Source organism: Streptomyces sp. NPDC111520 (genome assembly GCF_055635295.1).
Map to the genome: position 1 here is coordinate 343350 of NZ_JBVKBW010000005.1, position 16891 is coordinate 360240.

Sequence of the window (16891 nt, forward strand, 5' to 3'; positions counted from 1 at the left end):
CCGGCGGTGTCAGCGGGACGTCTCGGTGTGGACGAAGTCCACGAGGCGGGTCAGGGCGTCGGGGTCCGTGCTGGGCAGGACGCCGTGGCCCAGGTTGAAGATGTGGCCGGGGGCGGCCCCGGCCGAGTACAGGACCTCGCGGGTCTTCTTCTCGACCGCCTCGCGGGGGGCGAAGAGCACCGCGGGGTCGAGGTTGCCCTGGAGCGCCTTGCCGGGGCCGACCCTGCGGGCGGCCTCGTCCAGCGGGACCCGCCAGTCCACGCCGACCACGTCCGCGCCGGCCTCGCCCATCAGCCCGAGCAGCTCGCCGGTGCCGACGCCGAAGTGGATGCGGGGGACGCCGTAGTCCTCGACGGCCCGGAAGACCTTGACGGAGGCGGGCATGACGTGGCGCCGGTAGTCCTCGGGGGCGAGCGCGCCGACCCAGGAGTCGAAGAGCTGCACCGCGCTGGCACCGGCCTCGATCTGCACCTTCAGGAAGGCCGAGGTGATGTCCGCGAGACGGTCCAGGAGCTCCGCCCACAGTCCGGGCTCGCCGTACATCATGGCCTTGGTGCGCTCGTGGTTGCGCGACGGGCCGCCCTCGACCAGGTAGCTGGCCAGGGTGAAGGGCGCACCCGCGAAGCCGATCAGCGGCGTCGCGCCCAGTTCACCCGTGAGCATGCCGATCGCCTCGGTGACGTACTTGACGTCGTCCGGGTCGAGCGGCCGCAGGCGCTGCAGGTCCTCGCGGGAGCGGATGGGCTGCTCGACGACCGGGCCGACGCCCGGCTTGATGTCGAGGTCGAGCCCGATGGCCTTGAGCGGCACCACGATGTCGCTGAAGTAGATCGCCGCGTCGACCTTGTGCCGCCGCACGGGCTGCAGCGTGATCTCGGTGACGAGGTCGGGCCGCATGCACGACTCGAGCATGGGGATCCCCTCGCGCACCTTGAGGTACTCGGGGAGGGAGCGCCCGGCCTGGCGCATGAACCACACGGGGGTGTGCGGCACGGGCCGGCGCCGGCACGCCAGGATGAAGGGGGAAGCAGCGGTCTGCTGGTGCGCACTCACCCCCGAATCTTCGCATGCGCCAAGTGGGCGACCCGCCCGACCGGGTGTCCTCCCTCACTGCGGGCCCCCTTCGGCCTACGCTTCCGGGCATGGCAGCGGCTCATGGGCACCTCTCGGACGGGAACGACGCCCCCCTCCCGTTCCAGCACGCGGTCGACGCACTGCTGCGCGCCCGGGTACGGCCCGAGGTGGAGCTCGATCCCGTGCCCCCGCCCAAGCGCCTGGCTCCGCACGCGTACGCCCTGGAGGCGGCGGTCGTCGTCGACGACGAGGAGCTCGGGGACGGGCGCCTGGTGCTGCTCTACGACCCCGACGGCCAGGAGGGCTGGCACGGTACGTTCCGGCTGGTCACCCTGGTCCGGGCGGAGCTGGAACCGGAGATCGCGGGGGACCCGCTGCTGCCCGAGGTGAGCTGGTCGTGGCTGACGGGCGCCCTGGAGGGGCGCGGCGCGGCCTTCACCGAGGCGGGCGGCACGGTCTCGCGTAGTTCCTCGCACCACTTCGGCACCCTGGCCGGGCGGGAGGACTCCACCCGTATCGAGATCCGTGCCTCGTGGACGCCGCTCGCGGTGAGCGGCGGCGTTCCGGACATGGCCTCGCACCTGGCGGCCTGGTGCGACCTGCTGTGCACCGGTGCGGGACTGCCGCCGGTGCCCGCCGAGCCCTCGTGCCCCCCGCCGGGGGGCGGCCCCTCGGTGGTGCCGCTGCCGAAGCGGCGCGGCCCGCAGCAGACCCGCTGAGGACCGGCGCGCCCGCGCTGACCACTCGCTTTACCGCCGTCAACACGCTCTGACACCCGGTGACCGCGATCTTCACACCTTCGATCGACCCTGCTCGACAGCGCGTCCGAATTGCCGGAATTGTTACTAAACAAGTCGTGATCATTCTCTAAAGCCGGGCGAAGTTGCTGCCGAAGGAACCTGTGACCCTTCCCGCCAATGTCCCAGGAGGCCCGGTGTCGGTTCTTCTCGAGCACCCCACAAGCCTGGTCGCCTACCGCCCGAACAAGCCGACGGCGATGGTGGTGGTCGCCGATCCCCGCGTACGTTCCACCGTCACGCGCCACTTGTGGGCGCTCGGGGTGCGCGACGTGATCGAGGCGTCCTCCATCGCCGAGGCCAGGCCCCGGGTGGGCACCCCCCGAGACATCTGCGTCGCCGACGTGCACCTCCCCGACGGTTCCGGGCTGACCCTGCTCGCCGAGACCCGGGCCGCCGGCTGGCCCAACGGCCTCGCCCTGTCCGCCGCCGACGACATCGGCGCCGTGCGCAACGCCCTCGCGGGCGGTGTGAAGGGCTACGTCGTCACCGGCACCCGCACCAACCTCGGCATCCCCGGCCGCCCCGGCTCCGTGCCCCTGGGCCCCGCCGGCCAGCGGCTGCAGCGCCGCCCACCGGGAGCCCCCGGCCACGGCGGCGGCTACCGCGAGCTGTCCGGCCGCGAGGTGGAGGTGCTCCGGCTGGTCGCGGAGGGCCAGTCGAACAAGGCGATCGGGGTCTCCATGGGGCTGTCCGCGCTGACCGTGAAGAGCCACCTGGCCCGGATCGCCCGCAAGCTGGGCACCGGTGACCGGGCCGGCATGGTCGCGGTCGCGCTGCGTACCGGCATCATCCACTGATCGACGTCATATCCCGGGTGCGCCCGCCGCCGGAACGTTCCGTCGGCGGGCCCCTGCTGTACACAGATACTCTTGACTGGTGACCGACGCCCGAGAGACCGCAACAGAAGCACCCCCGGCGCCGGTCCCGCTGCTGGACCCGCGCGAGGGCATCCCGCCGGTGACCGCCAGCCCGGAGGCCTTCGCCGACGTCGTCGCGGCTTTCGCCGCGGGCTCCGGACCTGTCGCCGTCGACGCCGAGCGCGCATCCGGCTACCGCTACGGGCAGCGGGCCTACCTGGTCCAGCTGCGCCGCACCGGGGCAGGGACCGCGCTGATCGACCCCGTCGCCTGTCCGGACCTGTCGGCGCTCAGCGCCGCGCTGGACGGCACGGAATGGGTGCTGCACGCCGCCACGCAGGACCTGCCGTGCCTCGACGAGGCCGGCATGCGCCCCACCCGGCTGTTCGACACCGAGCTGGCCGGCCGCCTCGCCGGGTTCGCCCGGGTCGGGCTCGGCGCGATGGTGGAGAACGTCCTCGGGTACGCCCTGGAGAAGGGCCACTCCGCCGTCGACTGGTCCACCCGCCCCCTGCCCGAACCGTGGCTGCGGTACGCCGCGCTCGACGTCGAGCTCCTGGTCGACCTGCGCGACGCGCTGGAGGAGGAGCTGCGCGCCCAGGGCAAGCTGGAGTGGGCCATGCAGGAGTTCGCGGCCATCGCCGCGGCCCCGCCGCCCCCGCCCCGCGTCGACCCCTGGCGCCGCACGTCCGGCATGCACAAGGTGCGCCGGCGCCGCCAGATGGCGGTCGTGCGCGAGCTGTGGAACCTCCGCGACCGGATCGCCCGTGAGCGGGACGTCTCCCCCGGGCGGGTCCTCACCGACGCGGCGATCGTCACCGCGTCCCTGGAGGCCACCCCCAACGCGCACGCGCTGGCCGCGCTCCCCGGGTTCGGGCACCGCATGGGACGGCGCCAGCTGGAGCAGTGGCAGGCCGCGATCGACCACGCCCGCAGCATCCCCGAGCGCGACCTGCCGCAGCCCGGCCCCGCCTACACCGGCCCCCCGCCGCCGCGCGCCTGGGCCGACAAGGACCCGGCCGCGGCGGCCCGGCTCTCCGCGGCGCGGGCGGCGGTCTCGGCACTGGCCGAACAGCTGAACCTGCCCCAGGAGAACCTCATCACCCCGGACACCGTCCGCCGCCTGTGCTGGGCGCCCCCGCGCGACCGCAGCTCCGAGTCGGTGTCGGCCTTCCTCCAGGAGGCCGGGGCCCGGCCCTGGCAGGTCGAACTGACGACGCCCATCCTGACGACCGCGCTGGCGGCGAAGCCGCCCGCGTAGCGATTGCCCGGGGTCCATGGTTGCGGCCGGTTGTTGTGTGCGGGTTGTTTGCGCCTGCGGCGGACTGTCTCCCACCCTCCCGCCCTCCCCCAGCCTTCGGCCGGGGGGACCCCCATCCGGCTCGATTGGTGCGGGCCTCGCACCTCGTTGTGGGGTCGGCGCCGCGCCGGCGCACTCCCCCAACCTTCGGCCGGGGGGACCCCCAGAACGCTCGCGGTTTACCCCTACATCGTCTGGCGCCGCACTTGACCGCTCGTCTCCCCCAGCCTTCGACCAGGGGGAGCACCCCGACACACCCCCTCCCGTCGTATGGGCGCACAACGGCCGGTGGGGGGTCTGGAGGCAGTCCGGAGGCACCCCGAACCGCCTGTGACCCCCTACGGCCCTACGGTTCACGCCCACATCATTCGGCACCGAATTCCACCGCTCGTCTCCCCCGGCCTTCGACCAGGGGGAGCACCCCGCCACACCCCCTGTTGTGCGGGCGCAGGGTGTCCAGTTGGGGGTGCGTCGGGCAGGTGCGGTGACCCCGTACTGCCTTCTGACCTCCCACCGGCCGTTGGTCGCCGTCTATACGGAGGGGGTGGGGGAGTTGGGGGCACCCCCGGCCGAAGGCTGGGGGAGGGAGGGTGGGGGAGAAACCCAACCCCAGCCACGAACGACCCGAACGCGGGAACGCCGGAGGAAGATCGGCGTGTGACGCGCCCCACCCGCACTGTGCACATCGGTTACCCACGAGTAGCATGTACGCCGGAGCCGCCGTCTTCTGCCCGCGGCAAGCGAACCCGCACCTTGAGGAGAGCCAACGTGCCTCGTACCGCTAGGGACGTCGTCTTCGTCGACGGCGTCCGCACCCCGTTCGGCAAGGCGGGCCCGAAGGGCATCTACCACGAGACCCGTGCCGACGACCTGGTCATCAAGTCCATCCGGGAGCTGCTGCGGCGCAACCCCGCGCTCTCCCCGGAGCGCATCGACGAGGTCGCCATCGCCGCGACCACCCAGATCGGCGACCAGGGCCTGACCCTGGGCCGTACGGCAGCGATCCTGGCGGGGCTGCCCAAGTCCGTCCCCGGCTTCTCCATCGACCGCATGTGCGCGGGCGCGATGACCGCGGTCACCAGCGTCGCGGGCGGCGTCGCCTTCGGTGCGTACGACGTGGCGCTCGCGGGCGGCGTGGAGCACATGGGCCGGCACCCGATGGGCGAGGGCGTGGACCCGAACCCGCGCTTCGTGTCGGAGAAGCTGGTCGACGACTCCGCGCTGTTCATGGGCATGACGGCGGAGAACCTGCACGACCGCTTCCCGCACCTGACGAAGCGGCGCGCCGACGAGTACGCGGTGCGCAGCCAGGAGAAGGCGGCGAAGGCGTACGCGAACGGCAAGGTCCAGCAGGACCTGGTGCCGGTCTCGGTGCGCCGCACCTCCCCCGAGGGCGGGGAGACCGGCTGGGGCCTGGCCACGGCGGACGAGCCGATGCGCCCCGGCACCACGCTGGAGAGCCTGACGGGCCTGAAGACCCCGTTCCGCGCCCACGGCAACGTGACCGCGGGCAATTCGGCCGGCCTCAACGACGGCGCCACCGCCTCGCTGATCGCCGCCGAGGACGTCGCCCGGGAGCTGGAGCTCCCGGTGAAGATGCGTCTGGTCTCGTACGCCTTCGTGGGCGTCGAGCCCGAGGTGATGGGCATCGGCCCGGTCCCGGCGACCGAGAAGGCGCTGGCCAAGGCGGGCCTGTCCATCTCGGACATCGGCCTCTTCGAGGTCAACGAGGCGTTCGCCGTCCAGGTGCTGGCCTTCCTGGACCACTACGGCATCGCCGACGACGACGCGCGCGTCAACCAGTACGGCGGCGCCATCGCGTTCGGCCACCCGCTCGCCTCCTCCGGCGTCCGGCTGATGACGCAGCTGGCCCGCCAGTTCGAGGACCAGCCGCACGTCCGCTACGGCCTGACCACCATGTGCGTCGGCTTCGGCATGGGCGGCACCGTGATCTGGGAGAACCCGCACTTCGACGGAGGCAGCAAGTGACCACCACCGCCGAGCTCCTCAAGGGAGCCGCCGAGCTGTTCCCGGACGAGGTCGTGACGCAGGCGCACGTGCGCCACCTCGACCTGCCCCTGGGCGCCGGGCGCTTCGCCCTGATCACCCTGGACAACGGCCTGGACCACACCAAGCCGACCACCTTCGGCCCGCAGTCGCTGGCGAACCTGAGCGCCGCCATCGACCAGGTCGAGAAGGAGGCCGCGGACGGCGAGATCGTCGGCGTCGGCCTCACCGGCAAGCCGTTCATCTTCGCGGTCGGCGCCGACCTCAAGGGCGTCGAGCTGCTGAAGCGCCGTGAGGACGCGCTGGCCATCGGCAAGGGCGGCCACGACGTCTTCCGCCGGCTGTCCGGGCTGGCCGTGCCGACCTTCGCGTACTACAACGGCGCGGCCATGGGCGGCGGCGTCGAGGTGGGCCTGCACTGCGGCTACCGCACCGTCTCGTCGGCCGTCCCGGCGTTCTCCCTCCCCGAGGTCTTCCTGGGCCTGGTCCCGGGCTGGGGCGGCTGCGCGCTGCTGCCGAACCTGATCGGCGCGGAGCGCGCGGTGAGCGTGATCATCGAGAACTCGCTCAACCAGAACAAGCAGCTGAAGGGCGGTCAGGTCTACGACCTGGGCATCGCCGACGCGCTGTTCGACGGCGCGGACTTCCTGGAGCAGTCGCTCTCCTGGACCGCGGCCGTCCTCAAGGGCGAGATCCAGGTCGTCCGCCCCGAGGTGGACCGTGGCGCGGCGTGGGACGAGGCCGTCGCCAAGGGCCGTGCCTTCGCCGACTCCAAGGTGCACGGCGCCGCCCCGGCCGCGTACCGGGCGCTGGACGTCATCGCCGCCGCCAAGGACGGTGACCTGTCGGCCGGCTTCGACGCCGAGGACGAGGCCCTGGCGGACCTCATCATGGGCGGCGAACTGCGCTCCGGCATCTACGCCTTCAACCTGGTGCAGAAGCGCGCCAAGCGCCCGGCCGGCGCCCCGGACAGGAACCTGGCCCGCCCGGTCACCAAGGTGGGCGTCGTCGGTGCCGGTCTGATGGCCTCGCAGCTGGCGCTGCTCTTCGCGCGCCGCCTGGAGGTGCCGGTGGTCCTCACCGACATCGACCAGGAGCGCGTGGACAAGGGCGTCGGCTACGTCCACGGCGAGATCGACAAACTGCTGCTCAAGGGCCGCGTCAACCAGGACAAGGCGAACCGCCTCAAGGGCCTGGTCTCCGGCTCGCTCGACAAGGCCGCGGCCTTCGGCGACGCGGACTTCGTCATCGAGGCGGTCTTCGAGGAGATCGGCGTCAAGCAGCAGGTGTTCGCCGAGGTCGAGGCGGTGGTGAAGCCGGAGACGATCCTGGCCACCAACACCTCCTCGCTGTCGGTGAGCGAGATGGCCTCGAAGCTGGAGCACCCGGAGCGGGTCGTCGGCTTCCACTTCTTCAACCCGGTCGCGGTGCTGCCGCTGCTGGAGATCGTGCGCGGCGAGCAGACCGACGACGCGTCGCTGGCCACCGCGTTCGCCGTGGCGAAGAAGCTGAAGAAGACCGCGGTGCTGACCAAGGACGCCCCGGCGTTCGTCGTCAACCGCATCCTCACCCGCTTCATGGGCGAGATCCAGAACGTCATCGACGAGGGCACCCCGGTCGCGACCGCGGAGAAGGCCATCGAGCCGCTCGGTCTGCCGATGTCCCCGCTGGTGCTGCTGGAGCTGGTCGGCCCGGCGATCGGCCTGCACGTCTCCGAGACGCTCAACCGCGCCTTCCCGGACCGCTTCACGGTCTCGGCGAACCTCGCGGCCGTCGTCAAGGCGGGCAAGCGCGGCTTCTACGTCTACGACTCCGGGAAGCCGGAGCTGGACCCGGAGGTCGCCGCGCTCCTGGTGCAGGGCGACAGCGTCCTGACGGAGGAGCAGGTGCGCGCCCGCGTCCTGGACGCGGTGGCGCAGGAGATCGGCATCATGCTGGAGGAGGGTGTCGTCGCCGAGGCGCAGGACATCGACCTCTGCCTGATCACGGGTGCCGGCTGGCCCTTCCACCTGGGCGGCATCACGCCGTACCTGGACCGCGAGGGCGTCTCGGAGCGGGTGAACGGCAAGCCGTTCCTGGCCCCGGGCGTGGCGAGCGTGCCCGCGTAGCCGCACCGCCATATCGACGGGTCCGCCCCGGCGCCGAGCACGGCGCCGGGGCGGACCCGTGTCAGGACCCGTGTCAGGAGGGGGTCACCACCGGCCGGCGAAGGGGTGGTGGTCGCAGGAGTCGCCGCAGCTCACCCGGGCGTGCACCGACTCCTTGATCCAGTTCCCGTCGGGGATGCCGTGGACCTTGAGCGTGTGCCGGGCGGGCGGCGAGGAGAGCGCGCTGAAGACCGCCACGAACTCCACCGCGTACGTCCCGGGCCGCCAGTCGTGCGGGTGGGTGACGCTCCAGGTCCCGTCGTCCTTCACCGCGGCCTCGGCGATCAGCCGCTCCCCCTCGAGCACCATGACCTTGGACACCCCGGGGGCGGCGGTGCCGGAGAACCGCGGACGCGGGCCGCTCCAGGCGCCGTCGGCGGGACCGGCCACCACCGGGGGTTCGACCCGGTCCAGCACGGTGAAGGGCAGGCCCGTCGCCTGCGAGGGACCCTGTGCGGTGATCGCCACGGCCTGCAGGACGTGGTCGCCGGCCGCCCAGCCGACCAGGCGCCGCCACTGCCAGACCCCGTTCTGCCCCACCCGGGTGCCGCCGAGGTAGGTCCCGTTCTCGAAGAACAGGAGGTAGGACGTGCCCGCGTCGGCCTTGCCCGTGAACTTCACCTGGGGGCTGACGAGCGCCGACGGGGAGGGCGACGCATGGACCGGCGGCGCCGCGGACGCAACGGGCGAGTGGAGCGCCGACTCCGGGTTCTCCACCGTGAACTCCGGCACGACGGGAGGGAACATCGACGGGGTCAGCGTGCGCGGGTCCACCAGCCCCGGGGGGATTCCCGGGATGTCCTGAAGTGCTCCGGCGAAGCGCCTGGCGACCTCACGGGCTCCGGTCTCGTTGAAGTGGGAGGAGTCGACGTTGCCGTCGGGGTAGTTAGGGTGGTCCCCCGCGTCCAGCCAGTTGTAGTACTGCCGGGCCCTGTTCCAGCCCAGTTCCTGCAGCATCGACGTCGTGATGGCGTTCAGGTCGACGAGTGCGGCACCGGTCTCCGCGGCCACCTCCCGCACGAGCTGCGGGTAGCCGTCGTGCGTGTCCAGGACGGCCCCGTGGGGGTCGAAGACGCAGCGCGCGGACGGCGTCACGAGCAGCGGCACCGCGCCCTCGCCGCGGATGCCGTCCACGTACAGGTACAGGAACTCCTTGAACTCGCGGGGGCTGTGGTACCGCTTCGGGACGTTGATCCGCTGGTCGACGGCGCCGAACTCGACGGCGACCAGGTCCCCCGGCTCCAGCATGTTCAGGAGGGCCACGAACCGGGTGGGGTAGTAGTCGCGGAGGGTCATCGCGTCCCGCGCGTAGTTCCGCACGGAGCACGAGGGCTGCAGGAAATCCGCGAGGCTCTGGCCCCATCCGGCCAGCGGCGCCTCCTGCGCCGTCCGCGAGGCGGCGACGGAGTTGCCGATGATGCAGAGCTTCATCCTGACGTCCTTTCAGCGGCCCCGGTGGGAGCCGCGGCCCGGAGAACGGTGCGGGTCACAACGGCCATTCCGGGAGCCGGCCGGCGTGGTGGAGGGCGTTGCGGGGCGATCCCTTCTCGAACTGGCCGGCCACGGGGAAGTAGCTCGGGAGGAAGGCGGCGAGGATGGCGTCCTGCTCCTCCTCGGGGACGTCGCCGTCGTGGAAGTCGTTGAGGCAGAACACGTCGTTCGGGCGTGTGGTCAGCAGCCGGTTGAGGCGGGTCCGGTGCTCGCTCAGGCCGACGTTCACGAATCCGCAGGAGATCGAGCCGGGCACGCCGCGCCCGGTGTGGTACGCGTAGTAGTGGTGCAGCGACGAGGCGATCGAGACGTCGCTGTGACTGCGCAGCCGGCTGGCCGACGTGGCCGCGACCACCTCGGGGTAGGCCTCCTCGAGGTCGGCCATGACGCTCCGCCGCAGGGCGTACGGCGCGTGCAGGAAGGAGTGCGTCAGGGACTGTCCGAAGGAGCCGGCGATCAGCTCCCGGTTGTTCTTCGCGGCGCTGATGTTGAAGTCGTCGGCCTCCGTGGCCGGCACCATCGGCACCGCGGTCGGCGACAGGAAGTGCTTGGCCTGCCCGTTGCCGTGGAAGAACAGGCCCGGCTGCACCGTCCGGCCCATGAAGAAGTCGTCGTTGAAGTAGAGGAAGTGCTCCGCCAGGCCCTCGATGTGGTGGAGCCGGCTCTCGATCGCGTGCGAGTTGAAGGTGGGCAGGGCGCCCCGGTCCCCGAAGATCTCGGTGTGGTCGACGACCCGGACCCGCGGGTGCGCGGTGTCCAGCCACGCCGGGACCTGGCGGTCCGTCACGATGTAGACGTTGCGGATCCACGGGGCGTACATGTCGACCGAGCGCAGCGAGTAGCGCAGCTCGTCCCGGCTGCGGAAGCGCGCCGCGCTGGCGGCGGCGTCCACGGTCTCCAGCCCCAGCCGGGCCAGCACCTCGTTCTTGCGCTCCAGCCACGCCACGTCCGAGCCGTCGACCCAGGTGTACACGGCGTCGATCGGGAAGGTGACGTCGTCGTGCAGGGTCCGGGTATAGGGCGCGATGGAGGAGTACGCGCGCCCGGACAGGGTCAGGGGGACCCGTTCCATGGCCCGCTGGGAGACCCGGTCGCCGATCAGGGTCCGGGCGGGCGAGACGAAGACGGTGCCGTCCTCGGGGTCGTCCTCCCAGAAGGAGACGGTGCACCCGTAGACCTCGCCGAGGCGCAGGGTCTGCGACACCGACACCACGCTCTGGTACACGCGGACGCCGGAGCACGGCAGTCCGAGGAAGTCGGTGGCGAGTTCGGCGAAGACGGTGGTGATCGGGTTCTGCCGGTCGTCCAGGAACGCGGCGTACACGGCCTCGTTCCGGTAGCGGTCCGCCAGTTCCTTCAGGAACGCCTCGCGGTGCGAGGCGTGGACGGCGACCGTGCGGCGGATCATCCTGTCGCGCACCACGAAGTACGGGATCGACGCCGCTTCCAGCACGTCGGCGGCGAAGGCGAGGTTGGCCTGGACGATGTCGAAGGGCGACTCCGCGTCCGTGACGCGGCACAGCTGGCCGCCGTTGTGGACGAGTGACGGGCGCTTCTTGGCGATCCGCTCCTGGATGCCGCGCTGCCTGCCCGACCTCACCTGGGTGGCGGGGGCGGGGGTGGCCGCCTTCACGGCACCGTCAGACCCGCTGTACATGGCGTGGAGCGCCTGGCGGTCCGCCTTCGCCGAGGCCCGGCCGCCCTGGGCGCGGAGGTCGACGAGCTCCTGGAAGAAGCCCTCCCACTGCGCGGTGACGACGGGGGGCGCGAAGCGGGCGATCGCCTCGAGGGCGTTGGCGCCCAGTTGGTGGCGGAGCGCGGCGTCGCCCATGAGCTGGTCGAGGCGGCCGGCGAGGGTCCCGACGTCGCCGTGCGGCACCAGCACGCCGGTCTGCCCGTCGAGGACGATCTCCCGCGGGCCGTTGGGGCAGTCGTAGGAGACCACCGGCACCCCGGCGGCCTGCGCCTCCATCAGGACCAGCGGGAAGGCCTCGTTCCGGGAGGTCATCAGGGCGATGCTGGCCTTGGCCCACTCCTCCGTCAGGTGCGGGGAGTTGCCGTTCAGCTGGACGCTGTCGTGCAGTCCGAGCTGGGTGATCTGGCGGCGCAGGGCACCGCTGAGCGGCCCGTCGCCGAAGATCCGCAGGGTCCAGGTGGGGTGGTGCGGGGCCACCAGCGACCACGCCTCCAGCGCCTGGTCGATCTGCTTCTCCGCCACGAGACGGCCGGCGATCACCACCGTCCTGCTCTCCAGCGTCGACCGGGGACGGAACCCGGCGGGCAGCGCGTTGGGGATCACCGCGATCCGGGGGGCGCTCAGGCCCAGGGTCTCCGCGAACCAGTCGGCCGTGCGGCCGCTCAGCACGGCCAGCGCGTCGAGCCGCGCGGCGTGCCGCAGCAGCGGCTCACCGCTGGTGCCGCGCAGTTCGGAGACACGGTGCTCCTGGTGCACGGTGATCACCCGGGACGGCGCGAGCCGCACCGCGAGCGCCATCAGCGCCGGTGTGGTGGTGACCAGGATGTCGGTGTCGGTGTCCTGCAGGGCGAGTTCGAGCTCGACGTCCGAGAGCCGGTTGAACGCCGCCTCCCAGTCCCGTTCGACGATGTCGCTGGGCAGCGCCGCCAGCGCGGCGCAGGCCTGGTCGTCCAGACCGGTGCCGCGCAGCGGGCGCTGCACGGGACCGGTCACGTCGACGAGGTAGTCGACGCGGACCCGCTCGTCCGGCGTGAAGAACAGTTCGGCACGGCTCTTGAACACGCTGAGCACGCGCACGTCGTGGCGGGCGGCGAGTTCGGAGGCCTGGTTGAAAACGGCCCGTTCGGTGCCGCCCACCGCGTCGGCGGTGGTCAGCAGGAAGGTGATCCTCATCGGGTCCGCTCCCCGGCCTCGGGCATGCGGGTGCACGTCACGCGGAAGTTGCCCGCGGGGGTGTAGCGGGGATGGACGACCCGCGGGTCCTGTCCGTGCGGCGCGACCACGGCCTGCTGGACGGCGAACACGCGCAGCGGATTGCGTACGTCGTGGAGCCGGCGTCCGAGCCGCATCGGCCGCCTCCCCCGGGAGCAGAGGGCGACGTCCCAGTGCTCGGTCGCCCGCCGGCGCGGCGTCATCTGCGCCAGGGGGACGACGACGTGCCAGGAACCGTCGCCGCCCGCGGTCACGGGCTGCTGGATCCGGCGGCCCGCCGCGGTGAACTCCGCCCACGGTTCGGCGACCTCGGTGCCGAAGACCCGGAAGGTCACGGCGAGACCCGCGTGCGAGAGGTCCACCTTGAGGACCTCGGCGCCCGGCCGCGCGGCCGAGGTCACCACCCGCGCGTTCCCGGTCACCGTCCGCCCGATCCGGTACCGGCGGCCGGTGACCGGCGAGGCGGCCATCGGCATCGTGGGGCCGTCGTAGGGCACCGGCGGCTCGACGAGCAGCAGGGGCAGCGTCCGGGAGCGCCCTCCCGAGCGCAGCCGCAGGCGGATCTTCCACCGGCCCCTTCCGACCGGGGCGCCCCCCACCTCGTCACCGAGCAGGACCGCGGCGTCCATGAGCAGCCGGCCCTCCTGCCCCTCGTACACCCGGGCCGGGGTGCGGTGGGTCCGCCGCCGGCGGCTCAGCTCGATCTCGGCCTCGCCGGTCCCCGTGACGGAGCCGGGGAGCTCGGCGTGGAGGTTCACGGTCTGTCCGTCGAGGACGGCCGCGTAGCGCAGGCGCGCGGTCCTGCGGGCCCTCAGGGGGAGGAAGAACCGCAGCATCAGCGAGGTGCGCAGGGACGCGGCGCGGCGGTACAGGGTGTTGCGTACGGCGGCCGCCCTGCGGCGGAGGCCCTGGCGGTGGGGTCGGACGGTCATTCGCGGGTGGTTCCCAACTCTGCGGTGCGCCGCGGTGCGGGTCGCCCCTCGGATCCGGGGTCCTCGTAGGGGCTGGGGACGGGGAAGTAACTGGTGAGGAAGGTGTCGAGCATCCGCGCCTGGGCGTCGCGGTCCTCGGGCACCACGGTGTCGTTGACGCAGAACGTGTCGAAGTTCCGCTTGGCCAGCAGGACGTTCAGACGCCGGCCGGCGAGCTCGTCGGCCAGGTCCACGTACAGGTAGCGCAGCTCCCCCGCGGTCGCGCGGGCCGAGTGGTACGCGTGGTAGTGGTGCAGGGACGACGTGATGGGGACGTCGTGGGGCGAGCGGAAGCGGGAGTTCTGGGTGCTGCGGTGCGCCTGGGCGTACACCTGCTCGATCTCGGCCAGCACGCTGCGCCGCAGCGCGTGCGGCGTGTGCTTCATCTTCTGGGAGATGACGGTGCCGAACTGCTGGGCGATGAGTCCGCGGCTGTTCTTGCCCGCCGCATTGACCGGAAGGTCCTGCGAGGTGACCGTGCCCGGCGGGATGAGGGCCTTGGAGGTGAAGAACTTGCTCAGCCCGTTGGGGTGGAAGAAGTGCCCGGGCTGCACGGGGCGGCCGAGGAAGACGTCGTCGTTCAGGTAGAGGAAGTGCTCCGACAGGCCGTCGATGTGGTGCAGCTGGCTCTCGATCGCGTGCGAGTTGAACGTCGGCAGCGCGCGGGGGTCGGAGAAGATCTCCCGGTGGTCCACGACCCTGAGACCCGGGAACGTGGTGTCGAGCCAGGCGGGCCGCTGGCCGGCGGTGACCAGGTAGATGTTGCGCACCCAGGGCGCGTACTGGTGCAGCGAGCGCAGCGAGTAGCGCAGTTCGTCCCGGCTGGTGTACCGGGAGTCGTTGGCGGCCTGTTCGTGCAGGCCCTGCTCGGAACGGGAGACGAGGGCCCGGCGGGCCCGGTCCTTGGCCGCGCGCCAGACGGGGTCGGAGTCGTCGACCCAGGTGTAGACGACGTCGATCGGGAAGGGGTGGTCCTCGGGCAGCGGAGCGGTGAACTCGGGGAAGGTACGGGCGTGGCCCGAGGTGTAGGCGTCCGGCAGCGGGCTGAACAGCCGCTGCGGGGCCCAGCAGCGTTCGGCGGTCACGGGGGTCTGGGTCATCACGCGGTTGGGCCGCGGCGCGACCAGCTCGCCGTTCTCCTCGGCCCAGAACTCCAGGTCGCAGCCGGACTCCCGGCCGAAGACCAGGTTCCCGGTCGGGTCGCAGACGTTCCACACGACGCGCAGGACGCGGTTGCCGCGCAGGCTGCGCCAGACGCCGGCGGAGCCCCCGGTGCGCATCTGGCCCCCGGTGACCGGGCCGACGTATCCGGGCTCGCGCTCGAAGGCCTCCCGCAGCACCTCCTCGACGGCGCCGCGCAGGCGCGCCGGCACCGCGACGCCGGGCGTGGCCGAGGACGTCCCGCGGACGCAGAAGTAGTCGATGCCGGCTTCCTCGAACGCCTCGACCAGCAGGTGCAGGTTCCGCGCGCGGGCGGCCCAGGCCGTGACCTCGGGGACGACGACGGCGCGCACGTGCCTGCCGTCCACCCGGACGACGCGGGCCAGTCCGGCGAGGCTGTGCCGGCCGGTGCCGCGCCTGCCGCCCAGCGCCCGCACGACCACGGCGGACCGTGTGTCGTCGGCGAGGGTGAGCGAACGCTTCACCACGTTGCGCAGCGGCTGGGGGATGCCCCGGACGATCCGGCGGCGCGCGCGGGCAGGCACGAGCGATCGATATGTCGACACAAGTGCGCTGGCCTCAGGATTGTTGAGGCTCACCACCGAACTACCGCACCACCCAGGAACTCTCGGGCACCGTCAGCACGCCACGCCGCCCGACGCGGGAACCCACCGCCCGCACCACCGCTGACGTCATCACACCCCCCGCCCCGAGGGGCGCACCCGTCTCCACACGCTGCCGTCGGCCCCACGCCGTCGCGAACGCAGTCCACGACGGCCGTCCGTGCCATCGAGCCCCCTCGCACACGAACGCAGACCTCACGGAATGTTTACATGGCCCACGCACTCTGTCCAGGTCGAGTTATTGAAAACGCAAAGTCTGTCACGTAATCGAAACCCACTACGCAAAACCACTCATATCCGGATCCACTCCGAGAGCGTCAGCCCGCCGTCCCCCTGCTGCCGGGCGAGGCGCGGCCGGCCGTCGGTGCCGATCACGGCGAGTACCACACGTCCGTACGCGTCGTGCGCGAGCGCCGGTCCGCCCAGGCACGGGACACCGGTGTCCGTCCACGCCACCCCGTCGCCCTCCGACTCGGTCACGTACGCGCCGATCACCGCGTTGCCGTTCCACCCCCGGTGGGCCAGCACCGTGCAGTCGTAGCCGTCGAGCGTGCTGCGCAGCGCCGCGTGCGCGCCGTCCCCAGGGGCCCCGCCCAGCGGGTAGACCCAACCGCCCGGCCGGTGCGCCACGACCCCGGAGCCGTCCGCGTCGGTCCAGAACCAGGTGATCCGGTCCGGAGCGGTCCCGAGGGCCGCGACGGACCCGGGCACCGGCGCGGGCCGGATGTCCGACGCCCGCTCCATCGCGCCGCCGGGCTCCTGTCCGGCCCAGCGCAGGGCCGAACCCGCGGCCGGTGCCACCAGTTCGACGCGGCCCGACGCGGTGGCCGCCGGCGCGAGCCCCTCCGCGACCTCGGTGCCCCGTAGATCACGCCAGGGCTCCCACGCACCGCCCTTGCCCTCGCGTCGCAGCATGACGCCGCCGCCGGCGTTGCGCACGAAGAGGTGGACGGTGCCCGAGGCGTCGACGGCGGCCGCCGGGACGCCCAGCCGCGCGGCCCGCCCGGGCTCCTTGTGCGGGTTGCCCGCCGACACCCACTCGGTCGTGGGACGTCCGGTCTGGTACTGCAGGGCGTACACCACGTCCACCGCCACGCGGCCGTCACCGCCCGGCCGTTCGCGGCGGCCCACGAAGTGCACGAAGGCGTCCCCGCCCTGGGCCACCGACAGGTGCGTGAGGCCGGTCGCGGCGATGACGTCCGGGCCCGTCCACCCGTCGCCGCCCGCCGTGGTCTGCGTCCACCGGAGCAGTCCGTCCCGGCAGGGGGCGTAGACGGTGAGCCTTCCATCGGTGCCGCGCACCAGCCAGGTGCCGGCGGCCGTACCCGTCGCGGCCTCTCCGGCGACCGGGACGTCCGGGACTTCCGGGCGCCGGTCCGACCCCCCGGAGGCCCGCCGTCCACGCGCGGCGCGCGCCGCTGCACCCCTCATGACGTGCGGTCACCCCTCCGGACCCATGGGTCCGCACGGATCGGAACCCCCAGTTGTTCACATGATATCCATGCAGGCTACACTTCCGCGGATCTCGATCACGAGGGGGAAGGGCTGCGAC

The 16891-nt window shown here is 72.4% G+C and carries 11 protein-coding genes; 5 read left to right on the plus strand and 6 right to left on the minus strand.

The window, feature by feature from the left end; translation table 11 throughout:
* Window positions 1-9: 9 nt before the first annotated feature.
* The gene (hemE, locus tag ACZ7MY_RS13870) at window positions 10-1053 is read right to left on the minus strand and encodes a uroporphyrinogen decarboxylase (protein WP_499601709.1); all 1044 of its coding nucleotides are present in this window, start codon (window positions 1051-1053) and stop codon (window positions 10-12) included.
* Window positions 1054-1142: 89 nt separating this feature from the next.
* Here hemE and ACZ7MY_RS13875 point away from each other — a divergent pair, with 89 nt between their 5' ends.
* The 5 genes from ACZ7MY_RS13875 (at window position 1143) to ACZ7MY_RS13895 (ending at window position 8146) form a co-directional block, all read left to right on the plus strand.
* The gene (locus ACZ7MY_RS13875) at window positions 1143-1793 is read left to right on the plus strand and encodes a DUF3000 domain-containing protein (RefSeq protein ID WP_499601710.1); all 651 of its coding nucleotides are present in this window, start codon (window positions 1143-1145) and stop codon (window positions 1791-1793) included.
* 215 nt (window positions 1794-2008) lie between these two features.
* Window positions 2009-2671 (plus strand): LuxR C-terminal-related transcriptional regulator, encoded by a 663-nt coding sequence (locus ACZ7MY_RS13880; protein WP_499601712.1) that lies wholly within the window; start codon window positions 2009-2011, stop codon window positions 2669-2671.
* Between the two features lie 79 nt (window positions 2672-2750).
* Entirely contained in the window at window positions 2751-3992 is a 1242-nt protein-coding gene (locus ACZ7MY_RS13885) for an HRDC domain-containing protein (RefSeq protein ID WP_499601713.1), read from the plus strand.
* Between the two features lie 807 nt (window positions 3993-4799).
* A complete protein-coding gene (locus ACZ7MY_RS13890) occupies window positions 4800-6020 on the plus strand; it encodes a thiolase family protein (protein WP_499601715.1) in 1221 nt (406 codons plus the stop codon).
* Window positions 6017-8146 (plus strand): 3-hydroxyacyl-CoA dehydrogenase NAD-binding domain-containing protein, encoded by a 2130-nt coding sequence (locus tag ACZ7MY_RS13895; protein WP_499601717.1) that lies wholly within the window; start codon window positions 6017-6019, stop codon window positions 8144-8146. The genes ACZ7MY_RS13890 and ACZ7MY_RS13895 overlap by 4 nt, the downstream gene beginning before the upstream one ends.
* A gap of 84 nt (window positions 8147-8230) precedes the next feature.
* Here the strand turns inward: ACZ7MY_RS13895 and ACZ7MY_RS13900 are convergent, their stop codons facing one another.
* The 5 genes from ACZ7MY_RS13900 to ACZ7MY_RS13920 form a co-directional block, all read right to left on the minus strand.
* Complete coding sequence (locus tag ACZ7MY_RS13900; RefSeq protein ID WP_499601718.1) at window positions 8231-9616, minus strand: hypothetical protein; 1386 nt, start codon at window positions 9614-9616, stop codon at window positions 8231-8233.
* Between the two features lie 55 nt (window positions 9617-9671).
* The gene (locus ACZ7MY_RS13905; RefSeq protein ID WP_499601720.1) at window positions 9672-12545 is read right to left on the minus strand and encodes a stealth conserved region 3 domain-containing protein; all 2874 of its coding nucleotides are present in this window, start codon (window positions 12543-12545) and stop codon (window positions 9672-9674) included.
* Complete coding sequence (locus ACZ7MY_RS13910; protein WP_499601722.1) at window positions 12542-13516, minus strand: hypothetical protein; 975 nt, start codon at window positions 13514-13516, stop codon at window positions 12542-12544. The genes ACZ7MY_RS13905 and ACZ7MY_RS13910 overlap by 4 nt, the downstream gene beginning before the upstream one ends.
* Window positions 13513-15261: a stealth family protein gene (locus ACZ7MY_RS13915; protein WP_499601723.1), complete on the minus strand. Its 1749-nt coding sequence runs from the start codon at window positions 15259-15261 to the stop codon at window positions 13513-13515. The genes ACZ7MY_RS13910 and ACZ7MY_RS13915 overlap by 4 nt, the downstream gene beginning before the upstream one ends.
* 369 nt (window positions 15262-15630) lie before the next feature.
* Window positions 15631-16770, minus strand: coding sequence for a PLL family lectin (locus ACZ7MY_RS13920; RefSeq protein ID WP_499601725.1), 1140 nt, complete (start codon window positions 16768-16770; stop codon window positions 15631-15633).
* Window positions 16771-16891: the final 121 nt, after the last annotated feature.